Origin of the sequence: Paenimyroides baculatum (assembly GCF_008629655.1) — a bacterium.
Lineage (GTDB): Bacteria > Bacteroidota > Bacteroidia > Flavobacteriales > Flavobacteriaceae > Flavobacterium > Flavobacterium baculatum.
This window is the reverse complement of record NZ_VWSG01000002.1, coordinates 19,278-43,452: the sequence shown is the minus strand read 5'-3', so window position 1 is coordinate 43,452 and position 24,175 is coordinate 19,278. Positions and strand designations below refer to the sequence as shown.

Annotated in this window: 26 protein-coding genes; 15 read left to right on the top strand and 11 right to left on the bottom strand. The window is 32.6% G+C overall.

All coding sequences use genetic code 11. The features are described 5' to 3' along the window. The first annotated feature begins 178 nt into the window (after positions 1–178). The 4 genes from F0460_RS02665 (at position 179) to F0460_RS02650 (ending at position 4,222) form a co-directional block, all read left to right on the top strand. Positions 179–2,155, top strand: a complete 1,977-nt coding sequence (locus tag F0460_RS02665; RefSeq protein ID WP_150010661.1) for an alpha-ketoacid dehydrogenase subunit alpha/beta — start codon at positions 179–181, stop codon at positions 2,153–2,155. A gap of 15 nt (positions 2,156–2,170) precedes the next feature. After that, positions 2,171–3,130, top strand: a complete 960-nt coding sequence (locus F0460_RS02660) for a phosphoribosylaminoimidazolesuccinocarboxamide synthase (RefSeq protein ID WP_190304092.1) — start codon at positions 2,171–2,173, stop codon at positions 3,128–3,130. Positions 3,131–3,223: 93 nt separating this feature from the next. Further along, positions 3,224–3,856 carry an NAD(P)H-dependent oxidoreductase gene (locus F0460_RS02655; RefSeq protein ID WP_150010010.1) on the top strand — a complete coding sequence of 211 codons (633 nt, stop codon included), beginning with the start codon at positions 3,224–3,226 and terminating at the stop codon, positions 3,854–3,856. A gap of 15 nt (positions 3,857–3,871) precedes the next feature. Next, positions 3,872–4,222, top strand: coding sequence for a heavy-metal-associated domain-containing protein (locus tag F0460_RS02650; RefSeq protein WP_091519580.1), 351 nt, complete (start codon positions 3,872–3,874; stop codon positions 4,220–4,222). Between the two features lie 46 nt (positions 4,223–4,268). On the opposite strand, the gene F0460_RS02645 is transcribed toward F0460_RS02650, so the two are convergent. Next, on the bottom strand, positions 4,269–5,327 hold the full coding sequence (locus F0460_RS02645; protein ID WP_150010008.1) for a nucleoid-associated protein: 1,059 nt from the start codon (positions 5,325–5,327) through the stop codon (positions 4,269–4,271). A 152-nt stretch (positions 5,328–5,479) separates the two neighbouring features. After that, positions 5,480–6,028: an IS1096 element passenger TnpR family protein gene (locus tag F0460_RS02640; RefSeq protein WP_150010006.1), complete on the bottom strand. Its 549-nt coding sequence runs from the start codon at positions 6,026–6,028 to the stop codon at positions 5,480–5,482. A gap of 182 nt (positions 6,029–6,210) precedes the next feature. Between F0460_RS02640 and F0460_RS02635 the strand changes: the two genes are divergently transcribed. From F0460_RS02635 to F0460_RS02600, 8 genes are all read left to right on the top strand, one after another. Next, entirely contained in the window at positions 6,211–6,858 is a 648-nt protein-coding gene (locus F0460_RS02635) for a DUF2306 domain-containing protein (protein ID WP_150010004.1), read from the top strand. 3 nt (positions 6,859–6,861) lie between these two features. Continuing rightward, on the top strand, positions 6,862–8,178 hold the full coding sequence (locus F0460_RS02630) for a histidine kinase (RefSeq protein ID WP_150010003.1): 1,317 nt from the start codon (positions 6,862–6,864) through the stop codon (positions 8,176–8,178). Beyond that, positions 8,165–8,464, top strand: coding sequence for a 2TM domain-containing protein (locus tag F0460_RS02625; protein WP_150010001.1), 300 nt, complete (start codon positions 8,165–8,167; stop codon positions 8,462–8,464). Before F0460_RS02630 ends, F0460_RS02625 begins: the two co-directional genes overlap by 14 nt. Next, on the top strand, positions 8,464–9,201 hold the full coding sequence (locus tag F0460_RS02620; protein WP_150009999.1) for a LytR/AlgR family response regulator transcription factor: 738 nt from the start codon (positions 8,464–8,466) through the stop codon (positions 9,199–9,201). The genes F0460_RS02625 and F0460_RS02620 overlap by 1 nt, the downstream gene beginning before the upstream one ends. 45 nt (positions 9,202–9,246) lie before the next feature. Then, the gene (locus F0460_RS02615) at positions 9,247–9,744 is read left to right on the top strand and encodes a thioredoxin family protein (protein WP_150009997.1); all 498 of its coding nucleotides are present in this window, start codon (positions 9,247–9,249) and stop codon (positions 9,742–9,744) included. Between the two features lie 119 nt (positions 9,745–9,863). Beyond that, the gene (gene lysA / locus F0460_RS02610) at positions 9,864–11,072 is read left to right on the top strand and encodes a diaminopimelate decarboxylase (protein WP_150009995.1); all 1,209 of its coding nucleotides are present in this window, start codon (positions 9,864–9,866) and stop codon (positions 11,070–11,072) included. 79 nt (positions 11,073–11,151) lie between these two features. After that, a complete protein-coding gene (locus F0460_RS02605; RefSeq protein ID WP_150009993.1) occupies positions 11,152–12,570 on the top strand; it encodes an alkaline phosphatase in 1,419 nt (472 codons plus the stop codon). A 14-nt stretch (positions 12,571–12,584) separates the two neighbouring features. Further along, positions 12,585–13,154 carry an anthranilate synthase component II gene (locus F0460_RS02600; RefSeq protein WP_150009991.1) on the top strand — a complete coding sequence of 190 codons (570 nt, stop codon included), beginning with the start codon at positions 12,585–12,587 and terminating at the stop codon, positions 13,152–13,154. 18 nt (positions 13,155–13,172) lie between these two features. Here the strand turns inward: F0460_RS02600 and F0460_RS02595 are convergent, their stop codons facing one another. The 7 genes from F0460_RS02595 to F0460_RS02565 form a co-directional block, all read right to left on the bottom strand. Then, on the bottom strand, positions 13,173–13,634 hold the full coding sequence (locus F0460_RS02595; RefSeq protein ID WP_150010659.1) for a DUF1456 family protein: 462 nt from the start codon (positions 13,632–13,634) through the stop codon (positions 13,173–13,175). Between the two features lie 55 nt (positions 13,635–13,689). Further along, positions 13,690–14,448, bottom strand: coding sequence for an LVIVD repeat-containing protein (locus F0460_RS02590; protein ID WP_150009989.1), 759 nt, complete (start codon positions 14,446–14,448; stop codon positions 13,690–13,692). Positions 14,449–14,454: 6 nt separating this feature from the next. Continuing rightward, positions 14,455–14,961: a hypothetical protein gene (locus tag F0460_RS02585; RefSeq protein WP_150009987.1), complete on the bottom strand. Its 507-nt coding sequence runs from the start codon at positions 14,959–14,961 to the stop codon at positions 14,455–14,457. Between the two features lie 38 nt (positions 14,962–14,999). Next, a complete protein-coding gene (gene uvrB, locus F0460_RS02580; RefSeq protein WP_150009985.1) occupies positions 15,000–16,997 on the bottom strand; it encodes an excinuclease ABC subunit UvrB in 1,998 nt (665 codons plus the stop codon). Positions 16,998–17,078: 81 nt separating this feature from the next. Then, complete coding sequence (locus F0460_RS02575; RefSeq protein WP_150009983.1) at positions 17,079–18,341, bottom strand: OmpA family protein; 1,263 nt, start codon at positions 18,339–18,341, stop codon at positions 17,079–17,081. A gap of 93 nt (positions 18,342–18,434) precedes the next feature. After that, positions 18,435–18,716: a DUF3817 domain-containing protein gene (locus F0460_RS02570; RefSeq protein WP_150009981.1), complete on the bottom strand. Its 282-nt coding sequence runs from the start codon at positions 18,714–18,716 to the stop codon at positions 18,435–18,437. 2 nt (positions 18,717–18,718) lie between these two features. Next, positions 18,719–19,075, bottom strand: coding sequence for a hypothetical protein (locus F0460_RS02565; RefSeq protein WP_150009979.1), 357 nt, complete (start codon positions 19,073–19,075; stop codon positions 18,719–18,721). A 156-nt stretch (positions 19,076–19,231) separates the two neighbouring features. Here F0460_RS02565 and F0460_RS02560 point away from each other — a divergent pair, with 156 nt between their 5' ends. Together F0460_RS02560 and F0460_RS02555 are read left to right on the top strand one after the other, a co-directional pair. Then, positions 19,232–20,089 carry an EamA family transporter gene (locus tag F0460_RS02560; RefSeq protein ID WP_150009977.1) on the top strand — a complete coding sequence of 286 codons (858 nt, stop codon included), beginning with the start codon at positions 19,232–19,234 and terminating at the stop codon, positions 20,087–20,089. After that, the gene (locus tag F0460_RS02555; RefSeq protein WP_150009975.1) at positions 20,090–20,524 is read left to right on the top strand and encodes an NUDIX domain-containing protein; all 435 of its coding nucleotides are present in this window, start codon (positions 20,090–20,092) and stop codon (positions 20,522–20,524) included. 13 nt (positions 20,525–20,537) lie between these two features. Here the strand turns inward: F0460_RS02555 and F0460_RS02550 are convergent, their stop codons facing one another. Further along, positions 20,538–21,158, bottom strand: a complete 621-nt coding sequence (locus tag F0460_RS02550; RefSeq protein WP_150009973.1) for an L-threonylcarbamoyladenylate synthase — start codon at positions 21,156–21,158, stop codon at positions 20,538–20,540. Beyond that, on the bottom strand, positions 21,158–23,494 hold the full coding sequence (locus tag F0460_RS02545; protein WP_150009971.1) for an ATP-dependent helicase: 2,337 nt from the start codon (positions 23,492–23,494) through the stop codon (positions 21,158–21,160). Before F0460_RS02545 ends, F0460_RS02550 begins: the two co-directional genes overlap by 1 nt. A gap of 96 nt (positions 23,495–23,590) precedes the next feature. Between F0460_RS02545 and F0460_RS02540 the strand changes: the two genes are divergently transcribed. Then, positions 23,591–24,151 carry a DUF7935 family protein gene (locus F0460_RS02540; RefSeq protein WP_150009969.1) on the top strand — a complete coding sequence of 187 codons (561 nt, stop codon included), beginning with the start codon at positions 23,591–23,593 and terminating at the stop codon, positions 24,149–24,151. Positions 24,152–24,175: the final 24 nt, after the last annotated feature.

Below are 24,175 nucleotides of genomic sequence, written 5' to 3'. Positions count from 1 at the left end.
AAGTCAATTAAAATAAAGTTAGAGTTTTAACGAGTGTTTTATTGTTGATTAGAAGCAAAATTAAATATAAAACCTGAATCTACCAAAAAAAATTCACTATGCAGTGAAAAAAAATATTTTAGAGGCTTACACAAATAAAATTAGTACTTTTAGCCCAAAAATATTTACAGCCGTTTTTATGGAAGTTCAATCTCAAATTTTATCGCAAGATATACTGTTAGATTTATATAAAAAATTACTGAAACCAAGGTTAATAGAAGAAAAAATGTTGATCTTGATTCGTCAGGGAAAAGTATCAAAATGGTTTTCCGGAATGGGGCAGGAAGCTATTGCAGTTGGTGTAACATCCATTCTTCATAATGATGAATACATTTTGCCAATGCACAGAAACCTTGGCGTTTTTACAAGCAGAAACATTCCTTTAAGCAGATTGTTTTCGCAATGGCAGGGCAAGCCAAACGGATTTACAAAAGGACGCGATCGTTCGTTTCACTTTGGAACACAAGAATTTAACATTGTAGGAATGATCTCGCATTTAGGTCCGCAATTAGGTATTGCGGATGGTATTGCATTGGCACACAAACTGCGAAAAGAAAATAAAATTACAGCTGTTTTTACGGGCGAAGGAGCAACGTCTGAAGGTGATTTTCACGAAGCATTAAACGTTGCTGCCGTTTGGGATTTACCAGTAATGTTTATTATTGAAAATAACGGTTACGGACTTTCAACGCCAACTCGTGAACAATATAAATGTGAGAATTTAGCAGATAAGGGTATTGGTTACGGTATGGAAAGTCATATTATAGATGGTAACAATATTGTGGAAGTTTACACAAAACTTCATGAAATTGCCGAAGATATGCGTCAAAATCCGCATCCGGTTTTAATTGAAATGAAAACGTTTAGAATGCGTGGACATGAAGAGGCGAGTGGTACCAAATACATTCCGCAGGAATTGTTCGAAGAATGGAAAATTAAAGATCCTATTACTCGTTTTAATAATTATTTAACCGAAATGGGAATTCTGTCTGAAGAACAAGATGCGCAGTTAAAAAAAGAAATCAAAGAAGAAATTGATACGCACTGGAAAATTACGCAAGACGAAGCCGGTTTAGAAGCCAATCTGGAAACGGAATTGAACGATGTTTACAAACCTTACGAATATCAGCATTTTGAAGCATCGACCGAAACAAAGAACATCCGTTTTATTGATGCGATTTCTGAAGGGTTGAAACAATCATTCGAGCGTCATGAGAATTTAATAATCATGGGTCAGGACATTGCAGAATACGGGGGTGCTTTTAAAGTAACCGAAGGTTTTGTTGATGCTTTTGGAAAAGAACGCGTGCGTAACACACCAATTTGTGAAAGTATTATTGTATCATCGGCTGCCGGATTATCAATCAATAAATACAAATCGGTTGTAGAAATGCAGTTTGCCGATTTCGCTTCAACAGGTTTTAATCCAATCGTAAATTTACTGGCAAAACAACATTACCGTTGGGGCGAACATGCCGATGTTGTAGTTCGTATGCCTTGTGGTGCAGGTTCTGGTGCAGGTCCGTTCCATTCGCAAACAAACGAAGCCTGGTTCACTAAAACTCCGGGATTAAAAGTGGTTTATCCTGCTTTTCCTGCCGATGCTAAAGGTTTGTTGAATACTGCAATTAACGATCCAAACCCGGTAATTTTCTTCGAACATAAAAATCTGTACCGTAGTAAATCGCAAGATGTTCCGGCTAATTATTACACCATTCCGTTTGGGCAAGCTTCCTTAATTAAAGAAGGAAATGATGTTACAATTATTTCTTACGGAGCCGGGGTTCATTGGGCATTAGATACTTTGACAAACAACCCGAGTATTTCTGCTGATTTGATCGATTTAAGAACCTTACAGCCTTTAGATTACGAAACAATTAGAAAATCGGTACAAAAAACAAACCGAGTAGTAATTCTTCAGGAAGATTCAATGTTTGGTGGAATCGCCAGCGATTTATCGGCTTGGATTATGGAAAATTGTTTTGAGTATTTAGATGCACCTGTAAAACGCGTGGCAAGTATCGAAACGCCTATACCTTTTATGGATAATCTGGAAGCGCAATATTTGCCTAAAGAACGTTTTGAAAAAGAATTATTAGTACTTTTACAGTTTTAAAACAAACACAACATTATAATGAAAACCATAACTTCTTCTAACTTTAATTTTCCGGGTCAAAAATCTGTTTACAAAGGAAAAGTACGCGAAGTTTATAATATTAACGACGATTTATTGGTGATGATTGCAACTGACCGTTTATCGGCTTTTGATGTAATTATGCCAAAAGGAATTCCATATAAAGGACAAATCTTAAATCAAATTGCATCTAAATTCATGCATTTAACTCAAGATATTGTTCCAAACTGGTTGGTCGCAAATCCAGATCCTAACGTAGCTGTTGGCTATTTGTGCGATCCTTTTAAAGTAGAAATGGTTATCCGCGGCTATTTATCGGGTCATGCGGCTCGTGAATATGCTGATGGAAAACGTGTTTTATGCGGAATTGAAATGCCTGCCGGCATGAAGGAAAACGATAAATTTCCAACGCCAATTATTACTCCAACTACCAAAGCTGCTGTTGGAACGCATGATGAAGATATTTCTAAAGAAGAAATTTTAGCACAAGGAATTCTTTCTAAAGAAGATTACGAAGTGCTGGAAAAATACACGCATGCTTTATATCAGCGTGGAACTGAAATTGCAGCATCACGCGGATTGATTTTGGTTGATACAAAATACGAATTCGGTAAAACAAAAGACGGTAAAATTGTATTGATTGATGAAATTCACACGCCGGATTCTTCTCGTTATTTTTATGCAGAAGGATACCAAGAACGTCAGAATAATAACGAAGCTCAAAAACAATTATCAAAAGAGTTTGTACGTCAGTGGTTAATTTCAAACGGTTTTCAAGGGAAATATGGTCAGCAGATTCCTGAAATGACAGATGAATACATTGAAACAGTTTCAGACAGATATATTGAATTATACGAAAATATCATTGGTGAGAAATTCGAAAAAGCCGATGTTTCAAACATTCAGGAACGTATCGAAACAAATGTAAATGCTTTTTTAGCATCGTATAAAAAATAATTTATTATCGTCAGTTCGAGTTTGTCGAGAATTTAACTTATAAAAACTAGAACTGAAGAATAGTAAAGTTATGGTAATCATAAAAATAAAATTATGAGTATTATTCCCGCATTGCAGTGGCGTTACGCTACCAAAAAAATGAACGGCGAAAAAGTTTCTCAAGATAAGGTAAACAGTATTTTAGAAGCGGCGCGATTGGCACCAACGTCTTCCGGTTTACAGCCCTTTGAAATGATTGTAATTACCAATCAGGCATTAAAAGAAAAAATTAAGGCATTAGCTTTTAACCAAACGCAATTAACAGACTGCTCGCATTTGGTGATTTTTGCCGCTTGGAATTATTATGATATTAACAGAATAAATTATTATTTTGATTATTACGAAAAAGAGCGCGATTTGCCTAAAGGTTTTTCTGATAATTACAAAAATAACGTTACCAAGCAGTTAACATCTATGTCGTTAGAACATCAGTTTGAGCATGCTTCCCGACAGGTTTATATTGCTTTGGGAATGGCATTGACCGAAGCCGGAGCTTTAGAAGTAGATTCGATACCAATGGAGGGTTTTATTAACCACGAAGTTGACAAACTGTTGAATTTAGAAGAAAAAGGATTAAAAAGCGTTGTTATTTTACCGATTGGTTACCGCGATGCCGAAAACGACTGGCAGGCAGAATTAAAGAAGGTAAGAAAAACAGCTACCGATATGATTACCTGTATTGATTAATTTAAAACCTGAATTATGAAAAATTTAAAAGCTTTATTAGTTGTGTTGTTTATTGCATTTACAACTGTTGTGAGTGCACAAAACAAAAAATCAGAAAAAGCTGTCATTAAAACAAACATTGTTTGCGATCATTGCAAAGCGTGCGAAACCTGCGGAAAAATGTTTCAGACAGAAATGCTGAAAGTAAAAGGTGTAAAAATGTACGAGTTAGATGAGGAAAAAGAAACTATTACGGTTTATTTCAATCCTAAAAAAACAAATTTGCAAGACATTAAAACGGCAATTTCGAAATTAGGTTTTGATGCCGACGAAATAAAAGCCGACCCAATAGCTTACGAAAACCTAGACGGTTGTTGCAAAGCATAAATAAAAAAATCTTCCAAATGGAAGATTTTTTTATTTAAAATCGACATTACGATTTTTGTTCTTTATTAAAATAAACAAGGTAGTAATACATTTGTTTTTCTTCGTCCCAGCCTTTTTCAATATATTTTTCGGCTGATTCCGGATTAATGAAATCTAACTTAATTTGTACGTTGGTATCTAAATTAATAACGTTTTTAATTTTTTTACGAACATCAGAAACCGCGTTGTTTGCAATTGGGAAGTTAGATACATCTTCAATACTGTATTTTTCGGCACGATCTGTTTTATAGTTTTTAAACTCGGCTTGTAAATCAGGATTATCAATTACATCGTTAATAAAATTCTGCTCTTCAAACTCGTCATTCTTCGCAAAATAATTTACAGATCGGTTCATAAACATCACCTCTTCTTTTTTATCTTCGGCAGGTAAAACCACATCTTTAGCAAAATCCTGAACAAATTTCAAGTATTTTTTGGTCATAAAGTTTTCATCCTGAAAAGCATCAACCGATAAAAAATGTTCCAACCAATAACGCGCATCGTAACGGTTACTGTCAATAGTTAAAATTTTGTAGCCTTCTTCTTTTTTGTAATTGAAAATAATACAGCCTTTATCTAACTTATTCAGATTAATTCCTTGCTGAAGCACCATTTCCAGGTTGCTGTTGTTTTCTTCGAACTGTAAAAAATCAGACTTTAATTCGCTTTTAAAAATACCAATCGCATCAACCGGATTGTTATCAATAGTGATATGCGTTAAATAAGTCACGTAAACCTCACCGTTTTTAATATGCGGATGGTTTGATTGTTCGTATAAATGTTTGGTAATTTTCTTTGAAACTTCGTGAGCACTGCTTGGGTTTGCAAAAATTTCGTTTGCAAAATTAAACATGTCGTTATAATCTAAATCAACATCGTGTGCAAATTGATAATAGTTTTCTTCTTTTTCGCGAAAAGGCTTAAAAAAATATTCTTTTAAAAGTGGCGTAATTTCGTCGTTTACATTAAAAGTATTTTCAGACAGAAAAATAGCTTCGGCACGGCTTTTATTTCCAACTCGGTGAATAGACAAAGATTCTATCTGCGTATTAAATAAATTAATCATAGCGTTTGTACTGTTTATAGGTAAAAAAAGAAAACCGTTTGGCTTTCTTTTAATTAATTTTTATGTTATTATTTGTCGTGATTGACAGAGGAGGAATCTGATTGATGAGATTCTTCATTTCACTTTGTTTCATTCAGAATGACAACTCTTATTTAGTAATTGTTATCATCATAATCATATTCGCTAAAACCTTCATCGCCGTCAAACATATCAAAATCTTCTTCATCGTAATCATCATCAAAATCTCCGTAGATATCATCTTTCGAAATCGGATCATCAAAATTTTTAACAGGTGCATCTTCTGGTAAAATTCCATGTGCAAAAAGCAGTGCAGGCAATTCTTTTTCTTCCGAATCGTCTTCACTTTCAATCGCAGCCAATTCTACAAAGAACGTCCAATTTACAAACGGATCATAGATATAAAGAATTTTGGTTTGATCTTCATACAACAGATCGTTCAGTTTAAAATCGCTCATTATTTTGTGTTCACCCGGAACATCGCCCATATCAAACAACATAATTTCATCTTGTTGTTCCCAATTGTCATCGCACAAAAAGAACGATCCACCTTCCGTACCATCAAACCCGAAAGCATTGATAATAGTGTTGTGCAAATCTTCTAAAGTATCTGTATCTTTAATGGCAATGTCTCTTAAAACATCATCTTCAGCATCTAAAATAACGCGAAATTTGTAAACCATGATTATTATATTTGATAGCAAATTTACTATTTAATATTGATTTTTTTTGGGTTTTAATTTTTCTTTTTTTTGTTTATGAAGGTAAAATTTACGGTTGGGAAGGTAAAATCGACAGTTCGGCGACTTTTAGTTTTTACGTGAATAATCTTGCATTACTTTTGACTTAATAATTAAAAACAACAATGGAAGATTTTATAAAAACACTTATTTACATTCACGCTTTTTTTGGCGGATTAGGTTTAATAGCAGGTGTTATAAGTATTTTAGTTCGCAAAGGCGGAAAAGTACACAAGCTGTGGGGAAAGATATTTTCGGTTGGTATGATAACTAGCAGTTTGCTGTCATTAATTGTAGCAAGCTTTCCAGGTCATGAAAATATGTTTCTTTTTTTAATAGGAATTTTTACAATTTACATGGTTTTGGCAGGAAACAGAGCGTTGACGTTAAAAGTTTCGATTAAAAGCAAAGCCGACGCCCTTGATAAAAGCATTTCGTACATTATGTTTGCTATTGCCGTTTTAATGATGATTTTTGGAACGATCTGCTTACTGAAAGATAACAATTTATGGACACTTTATTTCTTTTTCGGCAGTATTGGTTTGCTTATGACGTATCGCGATTTTAAAGCTTTTAAAGAGTTTGCAACAAATAATAAAGTAGCAATTGTAAGCCATGTTGGCAGAATGGTTGGCGCATTTATAACATCGGTAACCGCCTTTATTGTAGCAGGTTTAAGCATTAGTAATCTGGTTGTTTGGTTGTTACCTACGTTGTTGGGAATACCTTATATTATATTTTGGACAAGAAAAATGAAAACCGTAAAAATTTAAATTATGAAAGATTTTTTAAGACACCTAAAACAGTTTTCAATAATATTAGTCATATGCTACGTTATTGTTTTAGCAATTAATTTTGAATACACTAAACAATTTAACAGCCTTGGTTATTTAAAGCAGTTTTTAAATGTGTTCACCTACACATTTGGAATTTACCTTGCAAATACGTTGGTATTGTCCGACTATTATTTAAAACGGAAGAAAAGTTTAGAAAATTTTGTGGTAGGTGGAATTTTAGTAAACATTCTTACCGCTGTAGTTGTTTTGTTGTTAGAGTTTTTAGGATATTTAGTAATTGTAAACAATTCTGTTGCCGAAGCATTTACGTTTGTAAAGAATAATTCAACGTTTATGTTGTGGTTTTCAATGACCATTTCAACAACAGTATATATTGTTTTATTGATTCGTAGAAAAGAAAAGATTGAAGTTACCCAGCAAAAAGATATTGCCGTAAAAGCAACTGCTTCGTTTGAAACTTTGAAAAATCAGTTAGATCCGCATTTTTTGTTTAATTCCTTGAATGTTTTAAGTTCATTAATTGAAGAAAATCCAAAAAAAGCACAGGAATTTACCGTAGCACTTTCAAAGATTTACCGCTATGTTTTAGATCAGAAAGATAAAAATTTAATTTCGGTTGAAGAAGAGCTGAACTTTGCAAAGTTGTACGTTTCTCTTTTAAAAATGCGATTTGAAGATGCCATTATCATCAATTTTCAAACAGATATCGATATTAACGATTTTAGAATTGTCCCTTTAAGTTTACAGCTCTTGTTAGAAAATACCATTAAACACAATATTATATCAGACCAAAAACCATTACGGATTGATATTTTTAAAGAAGAAAATTATCTTGTTGTTCAAAATTCTTATCAAAAAAAGCAGACTTTTGAAAAATCTACCGGAATTGGCTTGCAAAATATTATTCAGCGTTACAATTTGGTTTCCAATTTAGAAATCAATATCCAACAAACTGATAAGCATTATATTGTAAAACTTCCGCTAATTTCAGGCGAATCGTTATATACTTTTCAGGAAGATCAGTTCACAGAAGAAATTTTCAACAATGCTTATGATAAAATGTATCAGTTAAAAGAATTTTATGTAACCGTTTTTGCCGCTGTAATTGTAATTCCTTTAGCCATTGTATTAAACTTTTTCTATTTACCGCACTATAAATGGTCGTTAGCAATAGTTTTATTTATGCTTTTTGCACTTTTTATAAACGGAATAAAAACGATAAATTTCTTGAAGAATTGGGAAAACAAAATGATTAACAAACAAATTAATAAAAACAGAAATCATGGAAAATTATAATCAGTTAGAGCTTTTAAAAGCAAAAAAACGTGTTAAAAAAGTAAAGGAATTCTACGTACATTTAATCGTTTATATTTGTGTAAATTCCTTTTTTATAATCATTACTTTAATAAATAATGATGGTAATTATTGGTTTTTATTTCCGTTAATAGGCTGGGGAATAGGCTTGTTTTCACATGCAGCTAACACCTTTAATTTTATTCCGTTTTTGAATAAAGATTGGGAAAATCGAAAAATTAAGCAGTATATGGACGAAGAACGAAATGCTTTTAAAAATAAACAGTAATGAAAATTATAATTATTGAAGACGAAAAACCGGCTGCGCGCTTGTTAAAACGTAAGGTTGAAAACTTGAATTGTGAAGTTATTGCCGTGTTATCGTCGGTAACAGAAAGTATCGAATGGTTTTTATCAAACGAACATCCAGATTTGGTTTTGGTCGATATTCAATTGTCTGACGGTTTATCGTTTGAAATTTTTGAACAGGTAGAAATTAAAAGTTCGGTTATCTTCACAACTGCTTATGATGAATATGCCTTAAAGGCGTTTAAGTTGAATAGTATTGATTATTTGCTGAAACCAATTGATGAAAATGAACTAAAAGCAGCTATTGAAAAGTTTTTATCGTTCCAGAATAAAAATATTTTTAATCAGCAAAGTTTAAACAATGTTTACAGCAGTAATTTTAAAAAGCGATTTGTTGTTAAAACCGGAAACATCATAAAAATTATCGATGTTAACGATATTGAATGTTTTTACAGTGCCTTTAAAAGTAGTTTTTTAACAACGGTTGAGAATAGATCTTTTAGTTTAGATGATAGTATGGAAACTATTGAAAAAGAAATGAATACAGAATATTTTTTTAGAGTGAACCGTCAATTCATCATCAACCTAAAAGCGATAAAAGAAATAAGTATTTACAGCAATTCACGCTTAAAAATCACCTTGAATAATTATAAAGAAGAAGAAATTATTGTAAGCAGAGAAAAGGTTCAGGCGTTTAAAGAATGGATTAGTAAGTGATTTCATTTAAAAATAATTAGTAATTTAGATCAAAATTATTAAACAATGAAAAACTATATATTTTCCTTTCTTTTTATCGGATTTCTTTTTAATTCAATTGATGTAACAGCCCAAACAAACAATACAGTTTCCGAAAAAAAAGCATTAGAAAAACCATACAATCCAAACGATAATGCCCAACAAAAAATTGATGCTTTAGTAAAACAAGCTAAAAAAGAAAAGAAAAATGTTATTCTACAAGCTGGTGGAAACTGGTGCAGTTGGTGCTTACTCTTTAACGATTTCATTAAAACAAATACTAAAGTAAAAAAAGAGCTGAACAGCAATTTTTTATACTATCATTTAAATTTTTCTAAAGAAAACAAAAATGAATCAGTATTTAAAAAATATGCTCCAAATGGCGATAAATTGGGTTATCCGTTCTTTATTATTCTAAACAGCAACGGTAAAGTTTTAAAAGTTCAAGAAAGTGGAAGTTTAGAAGAAGGTAAAGGTTATAACGAAGCAAAAGTACTAAACTTTTTAAAATCTGTAAAACCATAAATAGTTGCAGATTTTTCAATTAAAATAAATCTTACATTAATTTTTAAATAATATTTCTAAAAAACGCCGTTTTTCGTTAATAATTATAAATTTGCATCTTCAACAACAATTTAAAAAAAATGGATACAAATTTATTATTAAACATTGCACAGCAATATGGCTGTCCGGTGTATGTTTATGACGGTAACACAATTGAAAATCAATTTCAACGTTTACAAGACGCGTTTAAACAGGTAAAAAAATTAAAAATCAATTATGCGGCTAAAGCATTAACCAACATTTCCGTTTTAAAGTTGTTGAAGAAGAAGGGCAGTGGGTTAGACACCGTATCTATACAGGAAGTTTTATTAGGATTAGAAGCAGGTTTTTCTCCAGATGATATCATGTTTACACCGAATGGTGTTTCGTTAGAAGAAATTGAAGAAGCAGTAAAATTAGGTGTTCACATTAATATTGACAATCTTTCGATTTTAGAACAGTTTGGTGCAAAACATCCGAATATTCCGGTTTGTGTACGTATCAATCCGCATGTAATGGCAGGTGGAAACAGCAATATTTCAGTTGGTCATATCGATAGTAAATTCGGAATTTCAGTTCATCAAACACCACATATTTTAAGAATTATCGAAAATACTAAAATGAAAGTTAACGGAATTCACATGCATACAGGTTCTGATATTTTAGATATTGAAGTGTTTTTATATGCGTCTGAAATTTTGTTTGAAACAGCTAAACAATTCAAAAACCTTGATTTTATTGATTTCGGAAGTGGTTTTAAAGTTCCTTACAAAGACGGAGATTTAGAAACTGATATTGAAGAATTAGGCGAGAAATTAACGGTTCGTTTCAATGAATTTTGTAAAGATTATGGTAAAAATTTGACTTTGGTTTTTGAACCTGGTAAGTTTTTAGTTTCACAAGCTGGTTATTTTTTAGCTAAAGTAAACGTGGTTAAGCAAACAACATCAACTGTTTTTGCTGGTGTTGATTCTGGTTTTAACCATTTAATACGTCCAATGTTTTACAATTCGTATCATCATATCACAAATATTTCAAATGCCGATGGAAAACAGCGTTTTTATTCGGTTGTAGGGTACATTTGTGAAACCGATACTTTTGCAAGCAATCGTAAAATTGCAGAAATTAGTGAAGGCGATATTCTGTGTTTCCACAATGCAGGAGCTTACTGTTTCTCAATGACATCTAACTACAATTCGCGCTTTAAACCAGCAGAAGTTTTGGTTTACAACGATGCTGTTCATTTAATTAGAAAGCGTGAAACAATGGCAGATCTGCTTCAAAACCAGATTGCGGTTAATTTTGACTAAAGATTAAGTAACATTTATTTAATATGTATAGATTAGGCAAACGTATAGTTTGCCTATTTTTGTATAAAATATTTCAAAAATGAGAAGAAGAAGTTTTTTTAAATTAGGAAGCTTGGCTGCATTGGGATCTACATTAGTCAATCCAATCAATACTTTTGCAGGAAACAACGATATATCATTAAATTCAACCAGTAAAAAAGCTAAAAACATTATTTTTATGGTAAGCGACGGAATGAGTTCTGGAACGCTGAACCTTGCAAATATGTATTCTAACCGCATATTTGGCAAAAACAATAACTGGCTGCAACTTTATATTGATAACAAAGTTTCTCGCGGAATAATGGATATGGCTTCGGCTTCATCAATCGTTACCGATTCTGCTGCTGCAAGTTCTTCTTGGGGCGGTGGCGCACGTGTGAATAACGGTTCGTTGAATATTAGTCCGTCTGGCGAAGAAAATATGCCTATTTGGCAAAAATTCAAAGCAAAAGGTAAAAAAGCAGGCTGTGTTACAACGGTTCCTATTACGCACGCAACTCCTGCAGGCTTTACGGTTGCAATGAAAAGTAGAAACGATCAATCGGCAATTGCTGAAGAATATTTACGTATTGGTTATGATGTTTTGTTAGGTGGCGGACAAAAATATTTTTCTGCTGAACACAGAAAAGATAAAAAAGATATGTTCACTGCTTTTGCACAGCAAAATTATGTGGTCGCAAAAATCAAATCAGATTTAAAAAATATTGATAAATCTAAAAAAATATTGGGTGTTTTTGATTTTGATGCACTTCCGTATCAAATTGACAGAAAGCAATCTGCGGAATTGACGAATTCTATTCCGACTTTGGCGGAAATGACAGAGATTGCGATCAATCAAATGAAAGATCATAGAGAAGGATTTGTGCTACAGGTAGAATCAGGAAAGGTTGATTGGGCGGCACACGCAAACGATGTTTCGGCACTGATACACGAACAATTGCAGTTTGATGAAGCCATTGCTGTTGCTATGAAATTTGCCGAACAAGACAAAAACACCTTGGTTGTAATTACTACGGATCACGGAAATGCTAACCCCGGCATGATTTACGGTAAATATGCAAACGAGCATTTTGATAGTTTGGCGAAATATAATTTTACGAACGAATATATTTTAAACAATATAAAAAATAACCAGTCAGAAAGTCAGATTAAGGAGTTTATTAAAAGTTCGATAAATGTGGAATTGAACGATGAGGAAACTAAAACCATAACATCATATTACAACGGATTAAAAAAGGGCGATGACGGATTGTACAACTACAAACATTTGCCTTTTAGTGCTTTTGCCGAAATTCAGAAAAAATACAATTCGGTTGGATGGATTTCTATGGATCACTCGGCAGACTATGTAGAAGTTGCCATGTTTGGTCCGGGAAATCATCTGCATAAACCTTTTATGAAAAATACCGATATGCACTATTTATTGTTGGAAGCTGCCGAAGTAGAAAACAAATTTTAGTGTATTTTTGTCGAATGAAAATTGCAGTAATCAACAATTACGATTCATTTGTACATAACATTATTCATTATCTGGAAAGTTTTGATGGAGTAGAAGTATCCGTTTTTTTAAACGATGAGTTTTACTTGGAACAGTTGCAAAATTTCGATAAAATTGTTTTGTCGCCAGGTCCGGGAATTCCAAAAGAAGCCGGGCTTTTGTTAGATGTAATTGATTTTTATAAGGATAAGAAAAGTATTTTGGGCGTTTGTTTGGGACATCAGGCAATTGCCGAATATTTTGGATGTTCCCTTGTAAATTTGGATCAACCTTTACACGGAATTTCAACCAAACTTGAAATCATAGAAGACGATTTTTTATGGAATGAATTACAAAACGATATTTTTGTAGGTCATTATCATTCGTGGTGTGTAAGTAAAAGTAATCTATCAAGCGAAATCACAGTTACCGCAATTGATGAATTAGGAAATATTATGGCATTAAAACATAAAGAATACGATATTCGCGGTGTTCAATTTCACCCCGAATCTGTTTTAACACCGCAAGGAAAAAAGATTATTAAAAATTGGCTGAAAAATAATTAAAAAAGAAAAACGATCTTATTAATCGTTTTTCTTTTTTGGCTTACCGTTATTAAATCTAACGTTTCCTAAAATATCTTTTTTTGTAGGAGTAGTATTACTTTTTGCTGTTGTATTACTTTTACCTTTAAAAGCAGGTTTTACAGCAGTAGGCTTTTTAGGTGTATATGGCGCTTTAGGTTTATCTTCAACCTTTGGTTTTTCTGTTAAAGGTATTTTGGAAGATGAAATTCCTGCTAAAACTTCTTTAGGGTTTTTAGGATTTTCTTTAGTTCCACGTAAATAAATTACCAAACCATTCAAAAAGTTACGTAAAATCTGATCCTGACATTCTACATATTTTGGGTGATCTTCGGTTCTAAAAAAATTTCCTATTTCTCCTTTAGAAATTCTAAAATCAACCAATTCTAAAATGTCCAGAATTTGATCGTCTCTTAACTGTAAAGCAACTCTTAATTTTTTTAATATATCGTTATTGGTCATCATATTTCTTAAGTTTTATCAAAGATACAAGAAAAAAGCTTTCTTAAAAGAAAGCTTAATAAGTTATATCGCTAATTGCTGTTAGTGTGTTTGGAAAATCAGCTGCATTCCATTTAAACTGCGTGACTTTTTGTTCGCCAAAAGCATACATAATGTCGTTATAAATTACAACATCTTTAAATTTATGATTTACAGATTTTACCAATACTGGTTCTGCAGGATTTGTGGCGTCAAAAATCTTTAATTCATCATCACAAATAATCAGATAATTCTCATGAATTGCCAATCCACGAGGATAGGTTAAATTTCTTTGGTGAATAAGCTGCGGATTTTTAACATCGGCAATATCATAAACCATTAACGTATTCAAATTATTTCCACAACCTGTGTTAGAATGTAGTGTAACATAGGCATAACCTTCATTTGCAACTACCGGATCACATGCTGTAAAATGTTCTGCCTGCGACAGATATTTAGGGTTTTCGGGGTTTGAAACATCATAAATAAACATTCCGTTTCTAGATCCCATAAACATTAAATCACCCAAAGAATAAATAGTTTCAATATCTCGCCCAATGGTTACATCGTTCACTTTTACAGGATCGTTTGTGTTTGATATTTGAAATACATGTAAATCTTGATTATCTACTGTGTATAAGTAATTTCCTTTAATAGCAAAAACTGCCATTGATCCACCTTTACCAGATCCTTCAGAGTTTGGCCCACCTGTATCTGAAGAATTATCGCTACCACAAAATGTTAATGAAAAACATGCTGCAAGTACTATACTAAATTTTAAAAACTTCTTTTTCATAACTAATTATTTCCAGTCAACAATAATTTGATTTTCGCCAGCGTAATGATTAAATCCATCAGGACTTATTTTTTGCGGGAATGTATTTGCAATTCGCTTTTGAACGGTAACTTGGTTATTATTTAAACTAACAGCAACCAAATCAACCGCCTGATTGATATAGATTGTATTGTTTTTAATTGCCATGTCTGTTGCGCCTGGTACTTCTAAAAATCCAGTTAACTGTGGAGCATTCGGGTTGGAATTATCATAAATATGAAAACCTTTGTTTTCATCAGTAATAAAAATATAAGAATCTTTCACATATATTTTCCCTGCTTTTTTCATGCTTTTTGGTTCAGACATTTTTATTGAATTGACCATTTGCTCGCGCGACATGATTACCGGTGTATATTGCGAATATTGTGGTGTTGACGGAAAATCGTCATCATCATGATAATTGTAAAAACAACTTTGCAGCGATAAAGTACCTGCAAGTGTTACAGTAAACAACAATAATTTTAAGTTTTTCATGTTTTAAGTATATTTTGGTTAAAAATATAAAAAAATACTTATAGGTTTGTTTTTTTATTTGTTAATTCTTGAATCTCGTCACGAAGCCTTGCTGCCTGTATAAAATCTAAATTTTTAGCGGCATTTTCCATTTCTTTACGCTTTTCTTTTATCACTTTATCGATATCTTTTGTAGATCTGTAAACAACATTTTCTTCGGCAACGGTTTTTAAATTTGTTTCTGTTTGATCGTATGATTTAAATTTATCAGTAAAAGATTTCTCAATTTTCTTGTTTAAAGCTTTTGGTTTTAATCCATGTTCTTTATTGTACGCGATCTGTTTGTTGCGTCGGTAAACTGTTTCATCCATTGTACGCTGCATACTAACGGTAATTTTATCGGCATACATTATGGCTCTACCGTTAATATTACGTGCAGCTCTACCAACAGTTTGCGTTAAAGATCGTGAACTGCGTAAAAAACCTTCCTTGTCAGCATCTAAAATAGCAACCAATGAAACTTCCGGTAAATCAAGCCCTTCACGTAAAAGGTTAACACCAATCAATACATCAAACATACCTTTACGAAGATCCTGCATAATTTCAATACGTTCTAAAGTATCAACATCAGAGTGTATATATCTGCATCGAATTCCGATTTTTGTAAAGTGTTTTGCCAATTCTTCTGCCATTCGCTTTGTCAGGGTAGTAACCAAAACACGTTCGTCAACTTCTACACGTTTGTGTATTTCTTCTACTAAATCATCAATTTGATTCTGACTCGGGCGTACTTCAATAATCGGATCTAACAAACTTGTAGGACGAATTACCTGTTCTACATAAATTCCTTCTGACTTTTGTAATTCATAATCTGCCGGTGTTGCTGATACATAAACCACTTGATTTTGCAGTAATTCGAATTCTTCAAATTTTAAAGGTCGATTGTCCATCGCAGCAGGTAATCTAAAACCATATTCAACCAAGTTTTCCTTACGCGAACGGTCACCACCGTACATGGCATGAACTTGTGAAACGGTAACGTGACTTTCATCAATTATCATTAAAAAATCTTTCGGAAAATAATCTATCAAACAGAAAGGACGCGTTCCCGGTTCACGACCATCCAAATATCTTGAATAATTCTCGATACCCGAACAATATCCTAATTCGCGGATCATTTCTAAATCAAAATTCGTGCGTTCTTCTAAACGTTTTGCTTCTAAATGTTTACCGATCGATTTAAAATAATCAACTTGTTTAACCATATCCTGCTGAATTGCCCAAATTGCATTTTGTAAAACATCGGGCGATGTAACAAACATATTGGCAGGGTAGATGCTTAATAACGTATATTTTTCAATAACTTTAGATGTAGCCGGATCAAAAGATTCAATGGTTTCAATTTCATCACCAAAAAAGTGAACACGGAAAGGATCATCAGCATAACTAGGGAAAACTTCCACAGTATCGCCTTTAATTCTAAAAGTTCCATGCGAAAACTCTGCTTCGGTTCTTGAATATAATGATTGAACTAATTGCTGAAGAAACTTTGTACGTGAAATAACCTGATCTTGCTCAATTGTAACCACATTTTTTTGAAATTCAGTAGGATTTCCAATACCATATAAACAAGAAACTGATGCTACAACCAACACATCTCTTCGACCAGAAAGTAGAGAAGATGTGGTACTTAAACGCATTTTTTCTAAATCTTCGTTTATAGAAAGATCTTTTTCAATGTAGGTTCCCGTTACTGGCAGATAAGCTTCTGGTTGATAATAATCATAGTACGAAACAAAATATTCCACAGCATTGTTGGGGAAAAACTGCTTGAATTCTGAATACAATTGTGCTGCCAACGTTTTATTATGAGCCAAAACCAAAGTAGGTTTTTGTACTTCTTGAATCACATTCGCAACTGTAAAAGTTTTCCCAGAACCGGTAACACCAAGCAAAGTTTGAAACTGCTCATTGTTTTTTATTCCGTTTGAAAGACTTTTTATTGCTGCAGGCTGATCGCCCATTGGTTTATATTCTGATACTACTTCAAATTTCATTATTGTACAGAGTTTTTACAAATATAGGAATAAAAAAAGAGAGGCATAAACCTCTCTTTTCTTAATATATTAAAGTATTGATTACTTTACTTTGAAAGTTACTCTTCTAGCAAATTTAGAAGTAGTCTTGTTAGTACCGTCGAATGAAGTATCTTCACCGTTAGCAGTAGTTTTAATTCTAGAGCTAGAGATTCCAGCTTGTTCTAAAATTTTAGCTACGTTTTTAGCACGTTTTTCAGACAAACGTTGGTTGTAAGATGGGTTACCAACTGAGTCAGCAAAACCATTAACTTCAACAGTAGCGTTTGGATTAGAACGTAAGTAAGTAACTAAGAAGTTAGTTGCTTCTGCGTTTTTAGGAGCTGATTTATCGAAATCAAAATAAACTGCTACATAACCTTGGTTGATTAAATCTTGAGCTGTGTTTGAATCAGCAGAAGAGAAAGTATCACCTTTTTTAGCATATCTTGAATCGAAATAATCTTCGTAAGAATCTGGAATACCGTTTTTGTTTAAGTCAATAGAACGACCTTTAGTATCAACCATGTTTCCTGCTGGAGTATTAGGCTCTAAATCTAAATAATCAGCAACACCATCGTTATCAGAATCGATCATTTTGTTTTCGATATCTGTTACACGGTTTTCTAAAGATTCAACTCTGTTTGTTAAACCATCGTTAGCATACCAGTCAGCATGTTGTTCGTTTTTCCCTAAGTAGAAAGATAAACCTAAAGTAGCATTGTAGAATGTACCGTTGAATCCTCTGTCGTTAGCATCAATCATTGAATTACCATCGAATGTATAGTTCTGACGGATTGTGTTAACCATTGTGAAGTCAGCATTTAAAGCAACACGGTTACCTAATTTTACTTGACCAGTTAATCCTAAAAGAACGTGACCCATTTGGTCTTTATCGTACATGTTAGTTACTAAATCTTTTCCTGGTTCCATCCAAGAGTATCCAGCACCACCATGAGCTAATAAACCAAAAGTTTTAGTCCACTCTTCGAAATTCATGATACGACCTAAATTTGCAACCCCTTGTAAGCTTGCTCTGTAATGAGTAGTTCTAAAGTAGTTAGAATCTTCACCACTTTTCATGTAGTCATAACCGAAATCAGCTTTAATACCGAATTTGTTGTTAAACATATAACGAACACCAGCATCAGCATGAACTAAACCAAAGAAAGTATCACCAGTGTAACCAGGAGTCATTGGAGAAGAAGGTTTTGTTAAACCACCATTAATGTCAATAGACCATTTGTTGTAAGGTAATCCTTCTTGCGCGTTCATATTAGAGAAACCTAATACTGCAGCAATTAAAGGCAAAGTTATTTTTTTCATAAAACTTTTTTTTAAATTATTAGTAATTATAGATTATTTGAATTTATAATTTTCGGTAAAAGTAATGTATTTTAACTAAAAACAAAAATTTTTTTAATTTTTTAACCATTTATAGTCTGAATAGAATGTTCCAAAAGGAAGGAGGGAAGCTAATAGGACCAATCCTAACTTTTTCATAGACCAATTATATTCAAATTTTAGATAAATAGCCAGTATAAAGTACAAAACAAAAAGTATGCCATGAATCATTCCAATTGGATATAATAATTGTTGGTATAATTCTGGATTATTCGGTTTGTTATATAACATATTGTAAAACAATGCGATATACGAAATGCCTTCTAAAGCAGCTATTAATCTAAAAAAAATTAACATGATTAAAGTTGTTGAAATTGTTGGTTGTATTCTTTTAAGTCTGCCAAGTTGTGTTTGTTCTCCAAATCCAACATTAACGACATAAAATAAGTAAAACTTTCTGTTGAAGAGTTTTCATTACTGATTTCAGAATCTTCTTCAATTGGCTCATCTGAAGGGATGTTAACCAAGAAATCATTCTTTTCTTCAATATGTTCATAAGCTAAACGTAATGCTTTAACTAGAACAGGTTTTTCCTCAAGTAAAGCAAATTCTCTAAGCTTTTTTAATTCAGGAACTACAGATGTAGCAACTATACCATTTGAAATTACTTCGGCTTGTAATGCTTTGATAATTTTTTGTGCGTTTGAATTTTCCACTTATTTATTTTTTATAAACAGCGCAAAATTAGTGATATTTGTTGAATATTAAAAATTTCTCATTCTATTTTATTATGTTATTATATTGAATTATAATGTATATTATGTAAAATAGAATTAACATTATTTTAAAACAGACCATAATTCAATTTAAATATGTACGCTTTAGTATTAAGTTTAATATCCTCTCTATTAGTTGGTTTTTTTATTAAGTATTTAAAAATCAAAGAAATAAAAAACCTATTTGTAATAGTATTTGTAAATTATACCGTAGCAATAATTGTTTGTTATTCGTTGTTTAATGAAGCAATAAATCTAGAAACATTAAGCAATTCAGTTTCTTACATAACATTGTCATTAGGAATTTTAATGCCCAGTATTTTTTATTTTCTGAATAAATCTCTCAATAAATCCGGATTAGCTAAAACAGATATTTTCCAGCGATTATCATTAATAATACCTGTAATTTTAAGCTTTTGGTTGTTTCAAGAACTATTTACATGGTCAAAATTTACAGCAATTGCATTAGCTTTTATAAGTATTGTACTTTTATTGTATAAAAAATCCACAAAAGATGAAAATTTCAACACCTTACACCTAATTGCAGTCTTTATTGGATATGGTACGGTTGATACTTTATTTAAAATATTAGCTACAAACAAAAACATACCTTATATAGCAGCTTTATTTTTGGTATTTATTTTTTGTGCAATTGTAAGTGGATTGTATCTGTTTTTAAGCAAAGGAAAAATTCAGAAAAAATTTATTTTCTATGGATTGATATTAGGAATACTAAACTTTTCAAATATCTATTTCTACATGAAAGCCCACAAAATATTCTCCGATAGCCCTACCCTTGTGTTCATCACCATGAATTTAGGTGTTATTATAGGTGGCAGTTTAATAGGTAAATTTTATTTTAAAGAAAAACTTACAAATAATGCTGTTGCAGGCATTGTTTTAGCTGTGATTAGTGTAATTTTATTGGCGTTAATTCAAATTGATATTTTATAAATGAACTATACCCCAAAAATATTTGTAACAGTTGATGTTGTTTTGTTTAGAAAGATGAACAGCAGCTACGAAATTTTATTAATTCAGCGATTAAATGATCCTTTTAAGGATTATTGGGCTTTACCTGGTGGTTTTGTTGATAAAAATGAAGAGTTGGAAACTGCTGCAAAGCGTGAACTTTTTGAAGAAACCGATATTCAGCTTTTTCAGGTAAAACAAATAAAAGCATACGGAAATCCAAACAGAGATCCTCGTCATCATACCATATCTGTCGCTTTTATGGGAGAAATTGACAGTTTGGCTGAAGCAAAAGCAAAAGATGATGCCAAAGCGGTTAAGTGGTTTTCAATCGAAGAACTACCAGCTTTAGCATTTGATCATGCTGAAATTATTCGAGATACAATTGAAAAATTCATAATAAAACCAGCTTATTAAGCTGGTTTTTGTTTTAAAATATATCAATACTTCCTTTTCCTTCACGGATTACTTCAGGTTCGTTTCCGGTTAAATCAATAATAGTTGATGCCGTGTTATCGCCATAGCCACCGTCAATCACCACATCGACTTTATTCTGCCATTTTTCAAAAATCAATTCAGGATCGGTTGTGTATTCAATTAATTCATCATCATCATAAATAGATGTTGAAACGATAGGATTTCCCAATTGTTTAACCAATTCTAATGCAATGCTGTTATCGGGCACACGAATTCCGACAGTTTTTTTCTTTTTAAATTCTTTAGGTAAATTGTTGTTTCCTTCTAAAATAAAGGTGTATGGACCAGGCAATGCTCGTTTTAAAATTTTAAACGACGATGTATCTAAACTTTTAACGTAATCAGAAATATTGCTTAAATCGTTACAAACAAAAGAGAAATTTGCCTTTTCCAGCTTAATTCCTTTGATTTTTGCAATACGTTCTAAAGCTTTGGTATTTGTAATATCGCAGCCTAAACCGTAAACAGTATCGGTTGGATAAATAACCAAACCACCATCTTTTAATATTTTTACTACTTTCTGAATTTCCTTTTCATTAGGATTATCAGGATATATCTTTATAAATTTTGCCATTATTCCAGTATATTAAGTTTTGCAAAACGCAAGAGCAACTTTTTAATTCCACCAACATCAAAATGAATTTCGGCTTTTTTGTCTGCTCCTGCTCCTTCTAAGTTAAGAATTTTTCCTTTACCAAAACGTTCGTGCATAATAATTTGTCCTTCTTGTAACGAAGAATTTTCGTTTGATGAGGAACTTGAAGGCGAAATCTTACTCATATCCTTCAATCTTCTAATGTCATTATTAGGTTTTGGATCTTCATTTTCTCGAACCCATTTCGGCGGAACTCCCGCTGTAGGTTTGTTCAATCGCAATTTAGATTTATCAACATCGCCAAAAATATCTTCGTTGATTGATGATTTATATCTGTAATTGGCTTCGGGAGCCGAAAGAAATTCCAAATACTGCGGATCGATCTCTTGAATAAATCGCGATGGATCACAATCGCTTAATTTTCCCCAACGATATCTACTTTGAGCATACGTTAAATACGCTTTATGTTCGGCACGCGTTAAGGCGACGTAAAACAAACGGCGTTCTTCTTCCAAATCTGCACGCGAATTCACACTCATGGCACTTGGAAACAAATCTTCTTCCATACCAACCACAAAAACTGTAGGAAATTCCAATCCTTTTGCCAAGTGAATGGTCATTAAAGCTACACGGTCGTCATCGCCTTTATCATTATCTAAATCGCTTGCCAAAGCAACATCTTCAAGGAATTCAGCTAAACTTCCACGAGCACCATCAACTTCAACCTGACCTTCAGTGAAATCTTTTATACCGTTTAAAAGTTCTTCAATATTATCTAAACGAGTAATACCTTCGGGCGTTCCATCTTTTTTTAATTCCTGAACCAAACCGGTTTTTTTAACCACATAATCGGTTAAATAGTACGCATCGTTATTTTCATTTATTACCTGAAAATTCTTAATCATGGTAACAAAATCGCTTATTTTACTTTTGGTTCCCGATGTTAATTTCAGATCGATTTTATCGATATGTTCCATCACTTCAAAAATACTTCGTTTGTAATGGTTGGCGGCAATGTTTAATTTTTCTACCGTTGTGTTACCAATTCCACGCGCCGGATAGTTAATTACACGCACTAAAGCCTCTTCATCTTTCGGGTTTACAAGCAAACGTAAGTATCCCAAAACATCTTTAATTTCTTTACGCTGATAGAACGATAAACCACCATAAATACGGTACGGAATATCCTTTTTACGCAAGGCATCTTCCATAGCACGCGATTGCGCATTGGTACGGTACAAAATAGCAAAATCGCCATTGTTCATTTGATGCGTCATTTTTTCTTCAAAAATGGTCGATGCTACAAACCTGCCCTCTTCAGCATCGGTTATCGATCTATGAATTTTAATTTTAGCTCCATCGGCATTTGCTGTCCAAACCAATTTATCAAGCTTGGTTTTATTTTTGTCGATAATGGTATTGGCAGCTTCAACAATATTTTTTGATGATCGATAATTCTGTTCCAAACGATATACCTTAACATCATCAAAATCTTTCTGAAAATTGAAAATATTGTTGATATTGGCTCCACGAAACGCGTAAATTGACTGTGCATCGTCGCCAACCACACAAATATTCTGAAAACGATCTGCCAATGCTTTTACAATTAAGTATTGCGAATTGTTGGTATCCTGATACTCATCAACCATAATATATCTGAAACGATCTTGATATTTCAACAAAACTTCGGGAAAACGAATCAAAAGCTCGTTGGTTTTCAACAATAAATCGTCAAAATCCATTGCACCAGCCTTAAAACATCTTTCAACATACGCCTGATACAAATCGCCAACACGCGGTTTTTTTGCCATGGCATCGGCTTCCATCAATTCCGGATTATTAAAATACGCTTTAACGGTAACCATATTATTTTTGTAGTTAGATATTCTGCTTAAAACATCTTTAGGCTTGTAAATATCCTTATCTAACTGCATTTCTTTGATAATTTGTCCGATCAAACGTTGAGAATCTTGCGAATCATAAATCGTGAAATTTGACGGATAACCCAATTTATCGGCTTCGGCACGAAGAATTCTTGCAAAAACCGAGTGAAAAGTTCCCATCCATAAATTTTTGGCTTCGGCAGAACCAACAATTTTCGAGATACGTTCTTTCATTTCTTTAGCTGCTTTGTTGGTAAAAGTCAACGACAAAATGTTAAAAGCATCAACGCCAAGGTGCATCAAATAAGCTATACGTAAAGTTAAAACACGTGTTTTACCAGAGCCCGCACCAGCAATAATAATCATTGGTCCGTTTTTTTGTAAAACAGGTTCACGTTGCGCATCGTTTAATTGATCGATATAATTTTGCATATAATTATTTTCAGAAAAAAACAAAGTTACTACTACTTAAAATAAGTAGCAAATAATATTATTTTAGGTTTATATTTGTTTTTTAAAAGTTATAAAATGTTTTCAAATTTTACGGTTGACTGGAAAGAGTCGTTACTTATATTATTAGGTTTAGTAGTAGTTGTCCTGTTATTTTACGTTTTTAATCGAAAATCGATTGCGCAAGAAAGAGAAGCTCGAAGATTATTGAAAGAACGTATGCAACAACCTTATAGTGAACCTCAAATTCAAGAAGTTCTACGTAAATCTACCCCGCAAATTGTTCAGGCTTACGAACGTTTGATTATTTTAATGGAACGTATAGATTTGCAAAAATTGGTTGTTCGTGTTGCGCCAATATCAACTTTAAAGCAAGATTACGCATCGTTTTTAATTCAGAACATCGATCAGGAATACGATTTTAATATTTCACAGCAATTATATGTTTCAGAAGAAGCATGGGCGTTAATTGCTACTGCAAAACAAACAATTATACAACAAATTCTAAAAACAAGTTTATTGGAAGAAGTTACAGATGCCGAAACTTTACAAAGAAAATTATTACAAAATAAGGAGATAAATTCGGTTACCGATTTGGCAAAAAACAGATTAAAGCAAGAATTTAAAAGTTTGGTTTAATTTTTGATTTATATCTAATAACTT